The following is an 18,847-nucleotide window of genomic DNA, read 5'->3' as shown; positions in this document are numbered from 1 at the left end:
AAGGCGCGCTCTTGTCCGAGCAACGGGCGATGACCGAACCACCTGACGCCGACGCCGCCACCGGCGGCCTCGCCAGCCCCGATCGGCGGCTCCAGGCGGTGCTCGACAATGCCTCACTCGCAATCTTCCTGATGGATGACCGCCAGCACTGCATCTACATGAACGCCGCCGCCGAGCAGCTCACCGGCTACACGCTCGGCGAGATCCTCGCAGCCGACCGGCCGCTCCACGACATCGTCCACCACACCCGACCCGACGGCCGCCCCTTCCCGCTCGCCGAATGCGCCATCGACCGCGCCTTTCCCGAGCACAACCAGATGCGCGGCGAGGAGATGTTCGTGCACCGCGAGGGGCACTTCTACCCCGTCGCGTTCTGCGCCAGCCCGGTGCGCAACGACGCCTCGCAAACCATCGGCACGGTCATCGAGGTGCGCGACATCACCCGCGAGCGGCGCGCCGAGGCGATGCGCCGCGCGCTCGTCGACGAGCTCGACCAGCGGCGTGGTGTGCACGATCCGCCTCGACGTCACCCCCGAGTGACGGCGCCGCTTCCGGATCAGAACGGGAACAAAGTCGCCTTATTCTCCCCTCGCGCCAGCCACGATACACCGGGCGCGAATCCGGAAGGAGGAGGAAACCCATGGCCAAGCGCAAGACCGCCCTCGACCATCTCAACAACGGCCGCGAGCCGCACATCGTCCACATGATCCCGCCCGGAGCGCCCGGCTTCCGCGAGGCCGGGGGCGGGGCGATGGTGGTCTCGAGCCCGGCGGAGGTGAACGCGCTGGTGCGGGTGCTGAAGGCGGGCGAGATCGTCACCCTCGACGACCTGCGGCAGGCGCTCGCCCGGCGGCATCAGGTGGCGGTCGCCTGTCCCGTCTCGACCGCGATCTTCCTGAACATGGCGGCCCGCGCCGCCGAAGAGCAGCGTCCCTACCTGCCCGAGGACGAACTGACCCCCTGGTGGCGGGTGCTGAAGAAGGGCGGCTTCCTCAACCCCAAGTACCCCGGCGGCACCGCAGCGCAGCAGGCCCTCCTCGAGGCCGAGGGCGTGCGCGTCTCGCCGCTGCGCCGGCAGCCGGCGGTGTTCGACTACGAAGCGCGCCGCCCCGCCGACCCGATCGAGGCGCGCTGACGTCCGCTTCGGAAGGACGGCGCAGGGCGGGGTGAGTGTCGGTAGCTGGTGGGGGCTGCCGCTGCGATGCTCGTCGCCCCGTGCTTGACACGGGGCTTGGCTACTTCGGCGATGCTTCGGGTGTAAACCACTGCTCCTACAGATCGTCCCCACCGGGGTTCCCTCACCATGATCCGAGATCGCGGCGAAGGCAGAAACAGATGAGCCGAGCCCCGTGTCAAGCACGGGGCGACGAAGATCAGATGGTGTCTATAGGGGATCGCTCGCTGACGGGCATGTCGCGGACGCGAACGGCCCGAAGCACCCGTTCCCGCGCTGGCTCCAGCGGACCTTAACGACCCCTCCAGCGCAACATTCGAAGCTGCGCCGGTGCAAAAGATTCACGGGTGGATTCGAATGATTCACTCCCCATATTTTTCTTCACAGATTCAATTTGGGGCTTGCGGGGTCCGCGACTCAAGCTTGCTCCACGCGTCGCGGGTTTGTGACGCCGTGATGAAGCCCGGCGGATGGTAAGTAAGGGCTTAATCGGGCGTTGACGGGATTCCCCGGGTGATTCATCATCTAGTGGTTCGGCGCAAATCGGACCCCCAAGCCATGGTGAGACCCCGCCGCCCCGCAGAGGGCATCGAAGACAGGGATTCGCCTCGGGAGCTTGGACCGACCCGCGCCGCGAAGGGGACCGACCGACCTGCCGACACGCCCGGACACGGGCCCTCCTGTTGGCAAGTCTGTGGACCTGCCGGTATAGAACAGAATCGGAACATCGCACCTTGTGCGATGGTGCCGATTCGGGGGACAAGGTGGGCTGACTATGGATTTCAAGGCGAGCGACAACGTGCCCGATGACGCGGTGAACACCGATGTGACCAATGAACTGGATGCGGGCTCGCCTGCGGCGGGGGATGAGAAGGCTGTGACGATGAAGACGAGCGATATGGGCACCGACGCACTGGTCGCCGCCAAGGCGGGCGAAGTTCTCTCTGGGGCCCTCGCCGGCGCGATGGCGGCCGCGATGAAGGATACCGCGAAGGCCGACAGCAAGAAGGTCAACGACCGCCGCTTCAACATCGTCACCGATCCCTCGCGCGATGCGCGGCTCACCGATTTCGGCAAGGACACCCTGACCGACCGCTACCTGCTGCCCGGCGAGGTCTACCAGGACCTCTTCGCCCGCGTCGCCGATGCCTATGCCGACGACGAGGCGCACGCCCAGCGGCTTTACGACTACATCTCGAACCTGTGGTTCATGCCCGCGACGCCGGTGCTGTCGAACGGCGGCACCAACCGCGGCCTGCCGATCTCGTGCTATCTCAACTCGGTCGAGGATAGCCTCGAAGGGATTGTCGGCACCTGGAACGAGAACGTCTGGCTCGCCTCCAAGGGCGGCGGGATCGGCACCTATTGGGGCAATGTCCGCGGGATCGGCGAGCCGGTCGGCCTCAACGGCAAGACCAGCGGGATCATCCCCTTCGTGCGGGTGATGGATTCGTTGACCCTCGCGATCTCGCAGGGCTCGCTGCGCCGCGGCTCGGCGGCCTGCTACCTCGACATCTCGCACCCCGAGATCGAGGAGTTCCTCGAAATCCGCAAGCCCTCGGGCGACTTCAACCGGAAGGCGCTGAACCTCCACCACGGCGTGCTCGTCACCGACGAGTTCATGCACGCGGTGCGCGAGGGTGCGGAGTTCGCGCTGAAGTCCCCGCGCGACGGCTCGGTGCGTGGGCGTGTCGATGCGCGTTCGCTGTTCCAGAAGCTGGTCGAAACCCGGCTGGCGACCGGCGAGCCCTACATCGTCTTCTCCGACACCGTGAACCGCATGATGCCCAAGCATCACCGCGACCTCGGCCTCAAGGTTTCGACCTCGAACCTGTGCTCGGAAATCACCCTGCCGACCGGCATCGACCACCTCGGCAATGACCGCACGGCGGTGTGCTGCCTGTCGTCATTGAACCTCGAGACGTGGGAAGAGTGGAAGGGCGATCGTGCCTTCATCGAGGACGTGATGCGCTTCCTCGACAACGTGCTCCAGGACTACATCGACCGCGCGCCCGACGAGATGGCCCGCGCCAAGTACTCCGCCGCGCGCGAACGTTCGGTGGGCTTGGGCGTGATGGGCTTCCACTCCTATCTCCAGCAGAAGGGCGTCGCCTTCGAAAGCGCGATGGCGAAGGCGCTGAACCTCCAGATGTTCAAGCACATCCACGCCAAGGCCTCGGAAGCCTCGATGCTGCTCGCCCAGGAGCGCGGGCCCTGCCCCGACGCCGCCGACATGGGCGCGATGGAGCGCTTCAGCTGCAAGATGGCGATCGCGCCGACCGCGTCGATCTCGATCATCTGCGGCGGGACGAGCGCCTGCATCGAGCCGATCCCGGCCAACATCTACACCCACAAGACCCTCTCGGGCAGCTTCATCGTGAGGAACCCGTATCTCGAGAAGCTGCTCGAGAAGAAGGCCAAGAACTCGACCAACGTCTGGAACTCGATCCTCGAGCGCGGCGGCTCGGTCCAGCACCTCGACTTCCTGACGCCCGAGGAAAAGGCGGTCTACAAGACCAGCTTCGAGATCGACCAGCGCTGGCTGCTCGAATTCGCCGCCGACCGCACGCCCTATATCGACCAGGCCCAGTCGCTGAACCTGTTCATCCCGGCCGACGTCGACAAGTGGGACCTGATGATGCTCCACTACCAGGCGTGGGAGCGCGGCATCAAGTCGCTCTACTACCTGCGCTCGAAGTCGGTGCAGCGCGCCGGGTTCGCCGGCGGGGTCGAGGCGGACAACACCTCGGAAGCGCCCCGGATCGAGCTCTCCGCGAGCGGCGAGCAGACCGATTACGAGGAATGCCTGAGCTGCCAGTGAGTTTGAACCATTGGATCAGCAGTCGCGATGTCAAATGTGAGGCGAAGTTGGAAGGCTGGCTTTCCAAAGAAGCTGGAGGCAATCCTTGATCCGTCTAATGCTCATCCCTTGGATGGTTGCGACCCTGACGAGCTTTATAAAGTGATGATGGCGGAACGGACGGAGCTAAATAAAGCTAGGCGCGAAAGTGAAGATAACTTCGTGAAGAGCATTATACAGCTTTCTTCTGGGCTTCTGTTATTACTTGCTGGATTTGCGGTGAACGCCAGAGATAAGTTAACTGATGCTTCTGAATCGCTGTTTGGTTTTTGTGCGTTCTCGTTGCTGATATCGATCTGCGCTGGGTTGGCTGAGCACCACCTCTCCGCGAAGGCTCATCAACGGCAGCAAGAGATTGTAGAGCGATACTACACTAAGGTCATCAAGAGTTACTCTGAGCCCCTCGAGAACTTCTATGTGCGAATGGCGCAGCTGATCCAGTTTTTAGCGTTTGCCGCCGCTTTGCTATTTCTAATGATCATCGCTGCGTCGCAGATCGGAGAAACTAATGTCCGACAAGAAAAACAATACACCGCCACCTCCGCCGCCATCACGGCCTAAAGAGGGCCGGCAAGCATTTGGATCAACTGGCGTAACGAAGTCGGCCGCACCGTCCATGCCGCCACCTCCCCCGAAGAATCCGAAGAAGTAATCAGGCTGTGGCGCCTTGAACAAGCCGGTGGGCTGATTTGAAGGAGACCTCCGACACATGAACCTGCCATTCGCCATGGGCCTGTTCGGCCTCGTCGTCAGCGCCGTTTTCGCCTTCAACGCCTGGCGCGAACTGCGCCGCAACGTCGAGGGTCACGCCCGCAACGCGGCGATGATCCACGTCGCGATGGTGTCGATGTTCGTGCCCTTCTGCCTCTACATCCTCGTCGCCTACGCGCCCTGAGCCCGGGGCGCCTCGCCTGAATCCGCGCGGCCCCGGCCTGCGTATCTGATACAAAGAACGACCCCAAGGAGTACCCGCCCATGTCGCTGCTCGAAGCCCGCAACACCTACAAGCCCTTCCAGTATCCCTGGGCCTACGAGTTCTGGAAGCGCCAGCAGCAGATCCACTGGATGCCCGAGGAAGTGCCGCTGGGCGAGGACTGCCGCGACTGGGCGCAGAAGATCTCGACACACGAGCGCAACCTGCTCACCCAGATCTTCCGCTTCTTCACCCAGGCCGATGTCGAGGTGCAGAACTGCTACCACGAGAACTACGGCCGGGTGTTCAAGCCGACCGAGGTCAAGATGATGCTCGCCGCCTTCTCCAACATGGAGACGGTGCACATCGCCGCCTATTCGCACCTGCTCGACACGATCGGAATGCCCGAGACCGAATACAGCGCCTTCCTCGAATACGAGGAGATGAAGGACAAGCACGACTTCCTCGGCCAGTTCGGCGTCGACACCGACGAGGACATTGCCCGCACGCTGGCGGCCTTCGGCGGCTTCACCGAGGGGCTCCAGCTGTTCGCCTCCTTCGCGATGCTGATGAACTTCCCGCGCCACAACAAGATGAAGGGCATGGGCCAGATCGTCAGCTGGTCGGTCCGCGACGAGAGCCTCCACTGCGAGGGCATCATCAAGCTCTTCCACACCTTCTGCGAGGAGCGCCAGTGCCTCACCAAGGCGGTGAAGGAGGACCTCATCGACATCTGCCAGAAGACCGTCCGCCTCGAGGACGCCTTCATCGACCTCGCCTTCGAAATGGGCCCGGTCGACGGCATGAGCGCCAAGGAGATCAAGCGCTACATCCGCTACATCGCCGACTGGCGCCTGAAGCAGCTGGGCTTGCAGGAGATCTACATGATCGAGGAGCACCCCCTCCCCTGGCTCGCCCCGCTCCTCAACGGCGTCGAGCACGCCAACTTCTTCGAGACCCGCGCGACGGAATATTCGAAGGGCGCGACGCGGGGGAACTGGAACGACGTGTGGTCGAGCTTCGACAAGCGCCAGAAGGCGAAGGCCGCGAACGAGGGGGCTGCCGAGGAGGCGGTCGCCGGGCTGTTTGGGGCTGAGGCTGCGGAGTAGGGGGTGGCCAAAAAGCCGACCCTCTATATTGGCTTTACCTGCGCGGCAGGTACTGACTTGGCGGAAGCCAAGCAGCAGCTGGCCGCGCAACTCTCAGTGGTTGGCTACGAATGCCGCGAGATCAAGGTAAGTGCTGCAATTGAAGAGGTCTTGGAGCTAAGTCCACCTGAAGATTACTACGAACGAACTAAACGCCTTATGGACGCGGGCGACGAAATTCGATCTGCTTCAGACAATGGTTCAGGAGTGGCTTCATTAATTGTCACTGCGATTAGAGCCGAGAAGAAGAAGGTGTCGAGTGAGAAGCCTGTTGCGTACATAATCGACTCACTGAAAAATCCTAAGGAGCACGAGGTACTAGACCTTTTGTATGGTCGAAATTTCTATTCTATCTCGGTTTTTGCCTCTTCCCCCCAAAGATGTGATTACATCGCAAACAAGATAGCAGGATCGAGAAAGCAGCCTTTTAAAGAGGAGCATCAGGATCTTGCCAAGGAGCTCATGGCGAGAGACCAAAAGGGAAAGAAAGCGACAGGGCAGGGTGTTCAAGAGACATTCCCAAAATCTGACTTTTTCTTGGACTCTTCGGATGTAGAGTCGTCAATCAAACGTTTCGTTCGCTTGATATTTCAAGATCCGTTCATTACTCCAACAGTCGATGAATACATGATGTTTGTGGCCAAGGCCACTTCGTTACGTTCCTGTGATCTTTCCAGGCAGGTTGGTGCTGTAATCGCCGGGAGAGAGGGGGCGATAATCGCCACCGGCTGTAATGAAGTTCCATATCCTGGTGGAGGCTTCTTCTACGAAGGAAAAGAAGGCGCGATAGGCGATAACAGGGACAAGGAGGAGGGGCATGACCCAAATTTCAATGAAGTTAAGCGGTCAATTTCTGAGTTCATATCGCTATTAAAGATCGCTGGCGCTATTGATGAGGCAACGAATAGTGATGATCTCGCTAATGAGTTACTGCACGGCCAATTTAAAGAAGAAGCGGCTGACGTAAGGCTGCGAAACTTGATCGAGTTCAGTCGCGTGGTGCATGCCGAGATGCACGCCCTCTCACAGGCGGCAGAACTAGGCAGGTCTGTGAAAGGTGGGATTCTTTATTGCACCACCTATCCATGTCATCTCTGTGCTAGGCACATTATTTCGTCGGGGATTGATGAGGTTGTTTACATTGAGCCTTATCCGAAAAGCATGACGGACGGTCTGTACCGGCGTGAGATCGTTTCGGAGCATGTCGGCGCAGCGATGAAGGAAGACGCCAAGAGAGTCGTTTTCCGTTCCTTTAGGGGCGTATCACCCGTTCTCTTCCAGCGCGCATTTTCTTACAAGAAGCGAAAAGATGGTTTCGGTATGATAACGGAGTGGCGTCCCTCATCCGCATACCCTATCGGCGCTTCGCAGGATTCAGATGGCGACGATCGTGAACTGTTCATCGCAAACCAGATTGCACCCGTCATCGAAAAGATTCATAGTGCTCACAACGCTGGCAACGGGGATCAGAAGACGGATCCAGCGTAGGGAGGCTTTAAGGGGAGCGCCATGAGCGACGCCGCGATTTTGTCGCAAATCCGTAGCGATTCGGAAGCCGCAAGCCGGCTCACACCGGAAGCTAAAGCCAACTACACGCTTGAATGGATTGTGACTCTGGATCACGGTGTAATCTACCGTAGTAAAGAAGAAGGTGGCGTCGCTTCAACCTTGGCGCTCTCTTCTTCCGTATCCTGATCTAGCCAGATCCTCTTCATCTTCTATCCCGGCAGTAGCTCGCGTCGCGCTCGGGGGCGATGTCATGGCTGATGCCGTCGAGCTCGACCACCAGCGACAGCTCGCGGCACAGGAAGTCGGCAAAAAACGGGCCGACCGGCATCTGGCGGCTGAACTTGGCGCCGAGTTGGCTCCGCGCCAGATACACCCACAAGGTCCGCTCCGCGAGCGTCGCCTCGCGCCGCAGCGACCGGGCGCGCGCGGTGTCGCGGGGGGGGCGAAGGTGGGCATGGGGGGGAGAATACACTGTGGGAGGCGGTAAGGACAAGACAAGGCCCACCCCCGGCCCCTCCCGCAGGCGGGAGGGGAGAAGTAGGTCCCCCTCCCGCTTGCCCCCGGCCTTCGCCGGGGCAGGTATCGGGGTTAGGGGTGGGTCAGTCGGTGAGGCGGCGGCTGCCTTTCCGGCGACGCGCCGCGCGCCGACTCCTACACGAATTTGGGCTCCCCGGCCCCGCCCCCCATCCCTACACCGCGCCGGAGCGGCCAAGGCGGCGGAAGCGGCCCTGTAGGCAGGGGCGGGGCTGCGGGGGCTTTCCTAGTGGCTTGCGGCCTGTCAGCCTGCCCCGGGCATTTGGTTGAAAACCCGCGCGAAACCGCCTGCGGTTTGGGATTCCCGAGGAAAAGCCTCTATCCTTCAACAGCTTGTCTGCAATGCGGGCGGATTTCATCCCCGGTCTAGCCGCGCCCAGACCCCCTCTAGACCCCCCTTACACCCCCTTCAGCCCCGCACCAGCGCGCTCTCGGCCCGCCCCAGCGCACCGCCAGCCCCTCCTTCACGAGCACCTCGCCGAGCGACTCGCCGCCGCGCTGGACGAGCCGCAATTCGCGGCCGTAGCGGTCGCGCAGCCGGCCGCCCGGCGGGGGGTGGAGCGTGAAGGGCCCGGCGTTGAGGAGCTGGCGCAGCCGCTCGGTCGCGCGCCGTCCGAGGGCCGCCTCGCGCGGGCAGGAAGGTCTTGAAACCTCGGGGGTATCGATGTCGGCGATGCGGATCTTGGCGCCCGCGAGCCAGATCGTGTCGCCGTCGACCACGCAGGTCACGCGGGGTCCGCCCGCGCAGACCGGGAAGAGCGCGCGGTGCTCCGCGATGTCGGAGCGGCCCTGGGCCTCTCCTACGCGCGGCCCCAGCACGAGCGCTCCCGCCGCGGCGAGCGGCACGAGCACGGCAGCCGACCAGCGGCGCAATGATCCGAGGCGTGTCACGAAGCTATCCCGCCGCCGACTATAGCGGCGGCGCCGAAGGCTTCCAGCACATTTGACCCCGGTCAAATGCGGATGCAGCGTAGGGCTCTAGGGAGGGGGTCCAACACGGGAGACCCCAATGTCCGCTCATACCCCCCACGAACTCGCCGAGACCTTCCCCGCCGATGCCGCGGCGCTCCACCGGCTGAAGACCACCGACGCGCACTTCGCCCGCCTCGCCGAGCGGCACCACGCGGTCAACCGCGCGATCCACCGCATCGAGGCCGAGGCCGAGGCCGCGAGCGACGCGCGGCTCGAGGCGTTGAAGCGCGAGCGGCTCCACCTGCTCGACGAGATCGCGGCGCTGCTGGAGAACGCGCCGGCGGAGTAAAGTCTCGGCAAGTCAGGAGCTTGCGCGGGCGGGGCATGAGGCGATGCGCCGCCCGCAACCCTGTCGTGGGTGCTCGCCCGGGGAGCCGGTGCGCACCAAGCCGCTTGGCCCCGCGCAGCGAAGCCGCTAGGGCGCGCCCGAGGCGCGGCTCCCCGCGCGACGGAAACACGCCGGTGAACGACAGCAAGACCCACCCGCGGGCCGAGACGCCCGACCTCTTCAAAGCCGAGGTGCTGATCGAGGCGCTGCCCTATTTCCAGCGCTATGCCGGCCGCACCTTCGTGGTGAAATACGGCGGCCACGCGATGGGCGACCCCGAGGCGGCGCGCGATTTTGCCGAGGATATCGTGCTACTTAAGGCCGTCGGCATCAACCCGGTGGTGGTGCATGGCGGCGGCCCGCAGATCGGCTCGATGCTCAAGCGGCTCGGGGTGGAGAGCACCTTCGTCGACGGCCTGAGGGTGACCGACGAGGCGACCGCCAAGGTCGCCGAGATGGTGCTCTCGGGCGCGATCAATAAGGAGCTGGTCGGCTGGATCGCCGCCGCCGGGGGCAAGGCCATCGGCATCTCGGGCAAGGACGGCGGGCTGGTGACGGCGCGCAAGGTCACCCGCACCACCCGCGATCCCGACAGCAACATCGAGCAGGCGGTCGACCTCGGCTTCGTCGGCGAGCCGGCGAGCGTCGACACCAAGGTAATCGACACCATGGTCGCGGCCGGGATGATCCCGGTGATCGCCCCGATCGCACCGGGCGAGGACGGGCACACCTACAACATCAACGCCGACACGATGGCGGGCGCGATCGCGGCGGCGCTCGGCGCGGCGCGGCTGTTCCTGCTGACCGACGTCGCGGGGGTGATGGGCGCGAACGGCGAGCTCCTCACCGACCTCACCCCCGCCGACATCGCCAAGCTGCGGGAGGAGGGCGTGATCCGCGGCGGCATGGTGCCCAAGCTCGAGACCTGCGTCGCCGCGGTGCAATCGGGCTGCGAGGCGGCGGTGGTGCTCGACGGGCGGGTCGGCCACGCGATGCTGCTCGAGTTTTTCACCGCCCGCGGCGCGGGCACGCTGGTGCGCGCCTGAGGAACCGGGGGTGGCGCGAGGCGTATTAAGAGGCTAATACGCCTCGGCAGGGACATGACCGGGCGCGCCCCTCCTCGGCGGCGCCCCATGCAACGGAAACGGACACGCAATGAGCGACGCATTTCTCCAGATCTTCCTGATGGTGATCAACACCGCGAACATGCTGCTGATCGTCTGGTTCATCATCGGGCTGCTTTTCGCCTTCAACGTGGTGAGCCCGCGCAACCAGTTCGCCGGCGCCGTGCACGACGCGCTGAGCCGCCTGTTCGAGCCCGCGCTGCGCCCGATCCGCCGCGTGATGCCCGACACCGGCGCGATCGACTTCTCGCCGATGGTGTTCCTGATGATCCTCAACGCGATCGGCTACATCCTCCAGGGCGCGCTGCGCTGATGGGTGAGGCAGCGCGGATCGACGGCAAGGCCTTCGCCGAGGGGCTGCGCGCCCGCGTCGCGGAGCACGCCGCCGCCTTCGCGCAGAGGGCCGGCCGCGCGCCGGGCCTTGCGGTGGTGCTGGTCGGCGAAGACGCGGCGAGCCAGGTCTATGTCGGCGCCAAGGGCAAGGCCTGCGTCGAGGCCGGGATCGCGAGCTTCGAGCACCGCCTTCCCGCCGACACGAGCGAGGAGGACCTGCTGGCGCTGGTCGAGCGGCTCAACCGCGACCCTGCGGTCGACGGCATCCTCGTCCAGCTGCCGCTCCCCGGCGGGCTCGACGAGCAGGCGGTGATCGCCGCGATCGACCCCGACAAGGATGTCGACGGGTTCCACGTCATCAACGCCGGGCGCCTTGCCGTGGGGCAGGAGGGTTTCGTCCCCTGCACGCCGCTGGGGTGCCTGATGCTGCTCAAGGACCGGCTGGGCGACCTTTCGGGGCTCGAGGCGGTGGTGATCGGCCGCTCGAACATCGTCGGCAAGCCGATGGCGCAGCTGCTGACCGATGCGAATGCGACCGTAACGCTGGCGCACAGCCGAACGAAGAACCTCGCCGCGGTGGTGCGCCGCGCCGATATCGTGGTCGCCGCCGTCGGCCGCCCGGAGATGGTGCGCGGCGACTGGATCAAGCCCGGCGCTTGCGTGATCGACGTCGGCATCAACCGCCTGCCGCCCACCGAGGACAGGCCCAAGGGCCGGCTGGTGGGCGACGTCGCCTATGGCGAGGCTTCGCAAGTCGCGGGCGCGATCACCCCGGTGCCGGGCGGGGTCGGGCCGATGACGATTGCAGTGCTGCTCAGGAACACGCTCGTCGCCGCCCATCGCCACGCGGGGCTGGAGCCGCCCGCGGGGCTCTAGCCGAGTTCGCGGATCGGGTCGCTGCCGTCCCAGCCCTCAGCCGCCGCCGCCACGAAGTCGTAGAACCCGGTGAGCTGCGGCGTCGGCTCGTAGAGCTCGAGCATGTGCCCGAGGCTCGCCCGCGCATCGACGAAGGCGAAGGCGGTGCCCGTCTGCGTCACCGAGAGCTGCGCGAGCGGGGCGCCCTCGGCGGCGAAGCGGGCGATTGCCGCCTCGAGGTCGTCGACGAACAGGGCGGCGTGGTGCAGCCCCTCGCTGCCCGAACCGTGCGGGAACATGTCGTGCAGTGCGCTGGGATCGGGATTGTGCTGCACCACCAGCTCGACCATCACGCTGCCCCACTGGCCGTAGGCCGAGGAGTGGTCGAAGGGCCGCTCCACCCCGCGGTGCCGCGAGGACGCCAGCGCCACGTGCCGCAGCACGAAGAACGGCCCCGATCCGAACGCCCGGTGGTGCGCCAGCGCCGCCGCCTCGAGGGTCTCGACCTTGTAAGCGAGCTGCCGGACGGGCAGCACCTCAGTTGACCGCCCGGTCCTTGCCCACCCAGTAGGGCGCGCGCAGCTCGCGGCGCAGGATCTTGCCCGAGGGGTTGCGCGGAAGGGCCTCGATGAAGTCGACCGACTTGGGGCACTTGTAGCCCGCAATCAGCGTACGGGCGTGCGCGATCAGCTCGGCCTCGGTCAGCTCCTCGCCCCTCTTCACGACCACGCAGGCCTTGACCGCCTCGCCCCACTTGGCGTCGGGCACCCCGATCACCGCGACGTCGGCGACCTTGGGGTGCGAATAGAGCGCGTTCTCGACCTCGGCCGGGTAGACGTTCTCGCCCCCGGAGATGATCATGTCCTTCACCCGGTCGTGGATGTAGAGATAGCCATCCGCATCGAGATAGCCCGCGTCCCCGGTGCGCAGCCAGCCCTCGGGATCGATCGCGGCGGCGGTGGCTTCCGGGTTGTTCCAGTAGCCGCGCATGTTCTTGGACGAGCGTGTGGCGATCTCGCCCACCTGGCCCACCGGCACGGGGTTGCCCGCCTCGTCGATGATCTTGATCTCGACCCCGGCGAGCGGCTTGCCGACCGAGCGCATCCGTGGGCTCCCCTCGGGCACGTGGTCCTCGGGGTCGAGCGCGACGATCGTCCCGCTGGTCTCGGTCATCCCGTACATCTGCACGAAGCCGCAGCCGATCACCCGGATCGCCTCGCGCATCAGCTCGAGCGGGATCGGGGAGGCGCCGTAGGTGATGTACTTGAGGCGGCTGAAGTCGACCTCGCCGACCCGCGGGTGGTTGAGGAGGATCTGGAGCGCCGCGGGCACGAGGAAGATCTTCGAAATGTTGAAGTTCTCGATCAGGTCCAGCGCCTTGGTCGGGTCGTATTCGGGCAGGACGATCGCGTTCGACCCCGCGACCATCGTGCCGATCCCGGTGCCGGTGCCCGAGATGTGGAAGCACGGCATGGCGAGCAGCGTGACGTCGCCGGGGATCGGCTCCTGCCATTTGCGCATCTCCTCGCCGGACTGCGTGGCGTCGCGGCTCGAGAGGATAGAGCCGTGGGTCATCACCGCGCCCTTCGGCTTGCCGGTGGTGCCCGAGGTGTAGAGCTGGAGCGCGTCGTCCTCGGCCTTCACGCGGTGCGACGGGGGCGTCGGCGCGAAGCCGTCGCGCCAGGTGCGGTAGTCGGTTCCGGGAAAGTCGGGGGCGTCGATGCCGATCACCTGTTCGATGCGGGTCGCCTCGGCGCGCGCGGTGGCGAGGGCTTGCGCGAAACCCTCGCCGACGAACACCACGCGGGCCTGGCAATTGTCGAGGATGTAGGCGACCTCCGGCGGGGCGAGGCGCCAGTTGACCGGGGTCATCACCGCCCCGATCCGGGCCGCGCCGAGGAAGGCCTCGAAATAGAGCGGATGGTTCTTGCCGAGGAAGGCGACCCGCTCGCCCGGGGCGACGCCGAGCGCGAGGAGGCCGTTCGCGACCCGGTCCGCGCCGGCGGAGAGCTCGGCGAAGCTGATCTCCTCGTCCCCGTAGGTGAAGGCGATGACCTCGCCCTGCGCCTGCGCATGCTCGCGCACAACGTCGCAGAAGGACTGTGCGGCCAGTGCTGTGTTCTCTCCCATGCCGACGGAAATAGACGGGCGCGCCGGGGCTGTCATTGGCACAATTCATAGCGGCGCCGGCAAGCAGGCGCGCTAGGCTGGAGAGCATGAGCATTCCAGACGGTTTCGACCCCGCGGGCTTCACCCCCGGCTTCCTCGACCACGGCGGGCCCTATTATCTCGGAGCCCCGGTAGAGGGCGTGCGGGTGGTGGGCTTGGCTGTCTGCCCGCACCACATCAACTACCAAGACGCGGCGCATGGGGGGGTGATCTCGACCTTCGCGGACGTCGCCCTCAGCCACGCGGTCTACGATGCCGAGCGGCCGCGCCTCGCACCCTCGACGGTGACGCTGACGGTCAACTACCTCGCCGGAGCGCGGCTCGGCGACTGGCTCGAGGCGCGGGTGCGGATCGACCGGCTCGGCGGGCGGACGGCCTACACCTCGGGCGGCATCTGGCGGGGCGAGGAACAGATCGCGACGATGAGCGGGGTGTTCGCGTTCCGCCGGCCCTAGCCGAGCCACTGCCGGACGGCCGCCGTCGAGGGATCGCGCTCGTCGTGGTAGCCCGCCGCGCCCTCGGGGGTGTTCGACAGGTCCGCGCCCTCGACCACCCGGAACTCGCGCCAGTCGTAGAGGCCGGTGCGCTGGGCGATGCGCCACGCGCCGCCCCGCTTCTCGAAGCGGTCGACATAGCGGCCCGCGACGATGCCCGAATAGATCATTCCCTTGTCCGGGAAGGCGGCCGTCATAGGGTAGCCCGGCGGGATGGTGTGCATCGCGGTCATGTAGGTCTCGGTGTGACAAACGCCCTCATTTTCAAAGCCGAAGATCGTCTGGCCGAGCTGGTGCTGGGTCGCGAGGCAGGGGTCGATGATCGCGCGCGCCTGCTCGACGAAGCCGCGCCAGTCGCCTGCGACGAGGCCGAAGCGGAAGGTCGCGTCGGGGTGGAACAATCGCTCCATCATCCCCCAGCGCCGCCGGTCGATGGCGTGGGCGTAGGCGGCGAGCACGTCGCGGATGGCTTCGCGGTCTTCGAGGGTTCCGGTCATGCGTCGAGCTCCACGATCACCTTGCCGATATTCCCGCCGGTGAACAGCTTGGCATAGGCGTCGAGCGTGTTTTCAAGCCCTTGGGTCACGTCGTAGGGCATGACGAGATCGCCCGCCTCGTGCCATGCGCGGAGGCGGGCGGTGAGGGCGGGGCCCTCGTGCATGAAGTCGGGCGAGAAGAAGCCCTCTACCCGCAAGCGCCGCATCAGCACCTGGTCGAACTCCTTCGGCGCGGTGCGGGTGCCGGAGGCGTAGTCGGCGAGGAGGCCGCACACCGCGATGCGGCCATAGTGGTTCATGCGGGTCAGCACCGCATCGAGCAGCGGGCCGCCGACATTGTCGAAATAGACGTCGAAGGCTCCGGCCGCGTCGAGCTGCGCCGCGAGGTCGCCCGCCTTGTAGTCGACCGCCCCCGCGATCCCCAGATTATCCTTGAGATACGCGCACTTCGCCGCGCCCCCCGCGATGCCCCACGCCTCGCAGCCGAGCAGTTTCGCGATCTGCACCGCGAGGATTCCCGTCGCTCCCGCCGCCGCCGAGACCAGCACCCGCTCGCCCGCTTTCGCCGCGCCGGTCCGCTCGATTCCCCACAGCGCGGTCCAGCCGTTCATGCCGAGCGGGCCGAACCACGCGCGGCGGTCCGCGACCGCCGGGTCGAGCAAGACCGCCCCCGACATCGCCGCATCGACCGTGCTCACATCGGCCCATTGACCGAAGGCGCGCACGAGATCGCCTACAGAAAACCCTATAGCCCTGCTTTCAACGACTTCGCCCAGCACCAGCCCCGTCATCGCCCCGCCGACCGGGAGCGGCGGCTGGTAGCCGTCCTCGCGGTCCGTGAGCCACATCCGGGTGCCCGCATCCATCGACAGGTGGGTGTTGCGGATGCGGATTGCGCCCTCGGCCAGCGGCGCCAGCGGGGCCGCCTCCAGCTCCAGCGCGGCGGCGAAGTCGGTCCCCTCGGGGCGGCGCGCAATGCGCCAGAAGCGGTTGTCCATGCCCCTGTGTCCGGCCCCCCGGCCGCTACGGCAACCCCGCCTTTTCGCTAGGAGGCTATCACTTTGGCGCGGTGCGGCAGGCGGGGGGGCTTCCTAGTCTCGCCCGGCAGACCATGAGGGGAGAGAGAACATGGCACTCATCACGGTAATCGGCGCGAGCGGGCGGCAGGGGCTTGCCCAGGTGCGCCAGGCGCTCGCCGCAGGCTACGACGTGCGCGCGATCTCGCGCCGGCCCGACGCGCTCGAGGGCGCGCCGGTCGAAGGCGTCGAGCGGGTCGAGGTGCGGCCCATGGACCTCTACGACACCTCGACCTTCGCCGCCGCGCTCGAGGGCTCGGACTACATCTTCTACACCCACCCCCTGCAGGCCCGCGCCGACCGCGCCTACCTGATCGGCGAGGTCGGCAAGGTCGCCGCGCACCTCGGGGTCAAGCGGGTGGTCTGGAACACCTCGAGCTGGATTCCGGACAAGCCCGGCGACCCCTTCACCTATGGCGAGAACACCAAGGGGATCAACGCCCTGTGGCGCTCGGGCGCGCCGGGGACGGTGTTCGGCTCGGTGCTGTTCATGGACAACCTGCTGACCGGCTGGGCGCGGCCCTTCATCGTCAATGAGGGCCGCTACGTCTACCCGCACAACCCCTCGCTCGAGGCCAACTGGATCAGCCTCGACGACGTCGCGCGCTTCATGCTCGCGAGCCTCGAGCGGTCCGACATGGAGGGCGCCTGGCTCAATATCGGCGGGCCCGAGCGGCTCGTCGGCAAGCAGGTCACACAGTACATTTCCGAGGCGCTGGGCAAAGAGATCAAGTACGACCCCTGCACCCCGGCCGAGTTCGGCAAGTACCTCGTCGATGCCGCGGGCGACACCATGCCGCCCGAGATGCGCGCCGACTTCGCCAAGGGGATCGAGGCCTTCTACGAATACAACAACAACGCCCCCACCCGGCCTTTCGCGGTCGACATGGACCACGTCTACGAGCGCTTTCCGGAACTGGAAGGCAAGCTCGAGGACATGGGCAGCTGGACCAAGCGGCAGGAATGGGGCGAGAGCAATTACAGGCCGGCGTTCGGGTAGTCCTTTTCGCCATTGCGAGGAGCCGAAGGCGACGCGGCAATCCATGGACAAGACTTGCCTATCAGGGCGACAGCTGATCATCGATTGCTTCGCCTTCGGCTCGCAATGACGACGCTCAAGCTGGGCAAAGCGGACAAAGCGGACACCCTGTCCGGTTTGGAAAATCGGTCTTTCTCTTGTTATTTCAGAACATTGCCGCCAAGCGCGTCACCCGGACGGACACGGGGGCGCGGCGCGAAACCGCTACTCGATCATTCGACGGCCTCGCGGGCCGGACAGGACGATGGGAAAGAGCCGGGCGGATTGTAGCGGCTGGCGGGGGTGTGGGAAACGGCGAGACCCATTCCCCTTCGTCGCCCCGTGCCTGACACGGGGCTTGGCTCCTCTCGAGTGCGAGGTGGCATGAAGCAAAGCCAAGCCCCGGATCACGTCCGGGGCGACGCTGAGAGGAGGATGGCAGGTCCCCACCCACTTCCGACCATTCAGACCGAACGCCGCTAACTCCGAAAGCAGCCGTCCTGCAGGCAGTCGGAACCCCTACTCCGCCGCCTGCCGCTGCTCCTGCGCAAAAATCTCCACCAGTTCCTCGCCGCTCGCGCCCGCCAGCCGCTCGACCCACTGGTGGAAGACCTGGCCGCCCTTCTCGTTGCGGCCGAACAGCACCTCCTTCATCAGCCCCGAGGCGAGGGCCTGCTGCTGGCGCTTGCCGGTGGCGTAGTCCTCGTCGCGGACCACGATCTCGAGGAAGTTGAACTGGTCGTGCGCGGCCTGGACCTGTTCGGGGGTCTCGGGCTGGTTCTCCATGACGTAGAACTGGGTGGTGAAGCTCTCGCCCACCGTCGCGCCGGGGAAGAGCTGGCTGATCATCGCCCCGCGCTGGCCGCCGCCGTAGAAGCTCGCGATCGAGATGTGGGGGAAGATCGTCCACACGCCCTGGACGAGCACCTCCTGGGGCAGCTGATCGTCGCTCATCGCTTCGAGATCGAGCTGCTGGTCGTCCTCGCCCGAAACCTTGATGGCGAACTTCGACGGGGTCGAGAGGCGCTGGTGCGGGCCGAAGGCGAAGTAGTTGGCGCGGTTGTAGAAATCGGCCCCGAAGGTGTCCTTGTGGAGCACCGGCAAGTGGTAGAAATCGAGGTAGCCGTCATAGGCGGTCTTCCAGTTCGGCCCCGCGAGCGTGCGCTGCGCAAACAGGGTCCAGCCCTCGAACTCGAAGGCCTTGAGGAGCGCGTCATAGCCGCACAGGTAATCGGGGATGCTGAGCTTGGAGTGCGGATCGAGCGTCACCCAGATGAGGCCGGCGTTCTCGTGAACCGGGAACCTGGTGAGGCAGTGCGCGGCCTTGTCGATCCTGCCGAAATCCTGCGGGCTCGCGACGCCGAGCAGCGCGCCGTCGGCCTTGAAGGTCCAGCCGTGATAGCCGCAGGTGAAGCGGCTGGCGTTGCCGGTGCCGCTCGCCACCGGGTTGCCGCGGTGGGTGCACATGTTGAGGAAGGCGCCCATCTGACCGTCCTTCTGGCGGGACAGCAGCAGCGGGACGCCGCAGATGTCCATCGCCTTGTAGTCGCCCGGGTTGGGCAATTCGCACGAGGGCGCGACCATCAGCGGCAGGCGGCGGAAGATCTGCCGCTTCTCGCGCTCGAACAGCTCGGGGTCGGTGTAGGCGGAGGCGGGAATGCGCACGACTTCGTCGGCATATTCCATCGTGTCGGCCGCCCCGTGGGCGACGAGGTTGCGGGTCATGGCGACCAGCGTTTCGCGTGACATGGGTGATCCTCTCCCGGTTCCTTGGGGGCGATGTTGCGCTTGCCGGGCGAGGGGGGCAATTGGCACTTTTATGCGAAAGGCCGCAGGTAATGCC

At 65.7% G+C, this 18,847-nt stretch carries 21 protein-coding genes; 14 read left to right on the top strand and 7 right to left on the bottom strand.

Going from position 1 to position 18,847, the window contains the following annotated elements:
• The first annotated feature begins 29 nt into the window (after window positions 1-29).
• The 8 genes from ACLBKU_RS04715 (at window position 30) to ACLBKU_RS04680 (ending at window position 7,790) form a co-directional block, all read left to right on the top strand.
• Window positions 30-707, top strand: a complete 678-nt coding sequence (locus ACLBKU_RS04715; protein ID WP_410178377.1) for a PAS domain-containing protein — start codon at window positions 30-32, stop codon at window positions 705-707.
• Entirely contained in the window at window positions 641-1,135 is a 495-nt protein-coding gene (locus ACLBKU_RS04710; protein WP_410178376.1) for an MGMT family protein, read from the top strand. The genes ACLBKU_RS04715 and ACLBKU_RS04710 overlap by 67 nt, the downstream gene beginning before the upstream one ends.
• Before the next feature lie 814 nt (window positions 1,136-1,949).
• Window positions 1,950-3,995, top strand: a complete 2,046-nt coding sequence (locus ACLBKU_RS04705) for a ribonucleoside-diphosphate reductase subunit alpha (RefSeq protein ID WP_410178375.1) — start codon at window positions 1,950-1,952, stop codon at window positions 3,993-3,995.
• A gap of 27 nt (window positions 3,996-4,022) precedes the next feature.
• Complete coding sequence (locus ACLBKU_RS04700) at window positions 4,023-4,595, top strand: hypothetical protein (protein ID WP_410178374.1); 573 nt, start codon at window positions 4,023-4,025, stop codon at window positions 4,593-4,595.
• A 148-nt stretch (window positions 4,596-4,743) separates the two neighbouring features.
• Window positions 4,744-4,929 carry a hypothetical protein gene (locus ACLBKU_RS04695; RefSeq protein ID WP_410178373.1) on the top strand — a complete coding sequence of 62 codons (186 nt, stop codon included), beginning with the start codon at window positions 4,744-4,746 and terminating at the stop codon, window positions 4,927-4,929.
• 80 nt (window positions 4,930-5,009) lie between these two features.
• On the top strand, window positions 5,010-6,056 hold the full coding sequence (locus ACLBKU_RS04690) for a ribonucleotide-diphosphate reductase subunit beta (RefSeq protein WP_410178372.1): 1,047 nt from the start codon (window positions 5,010-5,012) through the stop codon (window positions 6,054-6,056).
• Window positions 6,057-6,059: 3 nt separating this feature from the next.
• A complete protein-coding gene (locus ACLBKU_RS04685; protein WP_410178371.1) occupies window positions 6,060-7,583 on the top strand; it encodes an anti-phage dCTP deaminase in 1,524 nt (507 codons plus the stop codon).
• A 21-nt stretch (window positions 7,584-7,604) separates the two neighbouring features.
• On the top strand, window positions 7,605-7,790 hold the full coding sequence (locus tag ACLBKU_RS04680) for a hypothetical protein (RefSeq protein WP_410178370.1): 186 nt from the start codon (window positions 7,605-7,607) through the stop codon (window positions 7,788-7,790).
• Window positions 7,791-7,806: 16 nt separating this feature from the next.
• On the opposite strand, the gene ACLBKU_RS04675 is transcribed toward ACLBKU_RS04680, so the two are convergent.
• Together ACLBKU_RS04675 and ACLBKU_RS04670 are read right to left on the bottom strand one after the other, a co-directional pair.
• On the bottom strand, window positions 7,807-8,076 hold the full coding sequence (locus ACLBKU_RS04675) for an endonuclease domain-containing protein (RefSeq protein WP_410178369.1): 270 nt from the start codon (window positions 8,074-8,076) through the stop codon (window positions 7,807-7,809).
• A 449-nt stretch (window positions 8,077-8,525) separates the two neighbouring features.
• Window positions 8,526-9,029, bottom strand: coding sequence for a thermonuclease family protein (locus ACLBKU_RS04670; protein ID WP_410178368.1), 504 nt, complete (start codon window positions 9,027-9,029; stop codon window positions 8,526-8,528).
• A 118-nt stretch (window positions 9,030-9,147) separates the two neighbouring features.
• Here ACLBKU_RS04670 and ACLBKU_RS04665 point away from each other — a divergent pair, with 118 nt between their 5' ends.
• From ACLBKU_RS04665 to folD, 4 genes are all read left to right on the top strand, one after another.
• A complete protein-coding gene (locus ACLBKU_RS04665) occupies window positions 9,148-9,399 on the top strand; it encodes a YdcH family protein (protein ID WP_410178367.1) in 252 nt (83 codons plus the stop codon).
• Between the two features lie 173 nt (window positions 9,400-9,572).
• Window positions 9,573-10,484 (top strand): acetylglutamate kinase, encoded by a 912-nt coding sequence (argB, locus tag ACLBKU_RS04660; RefSeq protein ID WP_410178366.1) that lies wholly within the window; start codon window positions 9,573-9,575, stop codon window positions 10,482-10,484.
• 109 nt (window positions 10,485-10,593) lie between these two features.
• Window positions 10,594-10,875 (top strand): YggT family protein, encoded by a 282-nt coding sequence (locus ACLBKU_RS04655; protein WP_410178365.1) that lies wholly within the window; start codon window positions 10,594-10,596, stop codon window positions 10,873-10,875.
• Window positions 10,875-11,771 (top strand): bifunctional methylenetetrahydrofolate dehydrogenase/methenyltetrahydrofolate cyclohydrolase FolD, encoded by an 897-nt coding sequence (gene folD / locus ACLBKU_RS04650; protein WP_410178364.1) that lies wholly within the window; start codon window positions 10,875-10,877, stop codon window positions 11,769-11,771. Before ACLBKU_RS04655 ends, folD begins: the two co-directional genes overlap by 1 nt.
• Here folD and ACLBKU_RS04645 read toward each other — a convergent pair.
• Both ACLBKU_RS04645 and ACLBKU_RS04640 read right to left on the bottom strand, forming a co-directional pair.
• Window positions 11,768-12,286 carry a VOC family protein gene (locus ACLBKU_RS04645; protein ID WP_410178363.1) on the bottom strand — a complete coding sequence of 173 codons (519 nt, stop codon included), beginning with the start codon at window positions 12,284-12,286 and terminating at the stop codon, window positions 11,768-11,770. The genes folD and ACLBKU_RS04645 overlap by 4 nt on opposite strands.
• Before the next feature lies 1 nt (window position 12,287).
• Window positions 12,288-13,880 (bottom strand): fatty acid--CoA ligase, encoded by a 1,593-nt coding sequence (locus ACLBKU_RS04640; RefSeq protein ID WP_410178362.1) that lies wholly within the window; start codon window positions 13,878-13,880, stop codon window positions 12,288-12,290.
• An 86-nt stretch (window positions 13,881-13,966) separates the two neighbouring features.
• On the opposite strand from ACLBKU_RS04640, the gene ACLBKU_RS04635 reads away from it, so the two are divergent.
• Window positions 13,967-14,374, top strand: coding sequence for a PaaI family thioesterase (locus ACLBKU_RS04635; RefSeq protein WP_410178361.1), 408 nt, complete (start codon window positions 13,967-13,969; stop codon window positions 14,372-14,374).
• Here the strand turns inward: ACLBKU_RS04635 and ACLBKU_RS04630 are convergent.
• Window positions 14,371-14,910, bottom strand: a complete 540-nt coding sequence (locus ACLBKU_RS04630; RefSeq protein WP_410178360.1) for a nuclear transport factor 2 family protein — start codon at window positions 14,908-14,910, stop codon at window positions 14,371-14,373. The two genes, ACLBKU_RS04635 and ACLBKU_RS04630, sit on opposite strands and share 4 nt — an antisense overlap.
• Complete coding sequence (locus ACLBKU_RS04625; protein ID WP_410178359.1) at window positions 14,907-15,908, bottom strand: zinc-binding dehydrogenase; 1,002 nt, start codon at window positions 15,906-15,908, stop codon at window positions 14,907-14,909. The genes ACLBKU_RS04630 and ACLBKU_RS04625 overlap by 4 nt, the downstream gene beginning before the upstream one ends.
• Window positions 15,909-16,038: 130 nt before the next feature.
• Between ACLBKU_RS04625 and ACLBKU_RS04620 the strand changes: the two genes are divergently transcribed.
• On the top strand, window positions 16,039-16,986 hold the full coding sequence (locus tag ACLBKU_RS04620) for an SDR family oxidoreductase (RefSeq protein ID WP_410178358.1): 948 nt from the start codon (window positions 16,039-16,041) through the stop codon (window positions 16,984-16,986).
• Window positions 16,987-17,523: 537 nt separating this feature from the next.
• Here the strand turns inward: ACLBKU_RS04620 and ACLBKU_RS04615 are convergent.
• Window positions 17,524-18,753: an aromatic ring-hydroxylating oxygenase subunit alpha gene (locus ACLBKU_RS04615; RefSeq protein ID WP_410178357.1), complete on the bottom strand. Its 1,230-nt coding sequence runs from the start codon at window positions 18,751-18,753 to the stop codon at window positions 17,524-17,526.
• Window positions 18,754-18,847: the final 94 nt, after the last annotated feature.

Origin of the sequence: Erythrobacter sp. NE805 (assembly GCF_046452355.1) — a bacterium.
Lineage (GTDB): Bacteria > Pseudomonadota > Alphaproteobacteria > Sphingomonadales > Sphingomonadaceae > Erythrobacter.
This window is presented reverse-complemented; position numbering and strand designations above follow the sequence as displayed.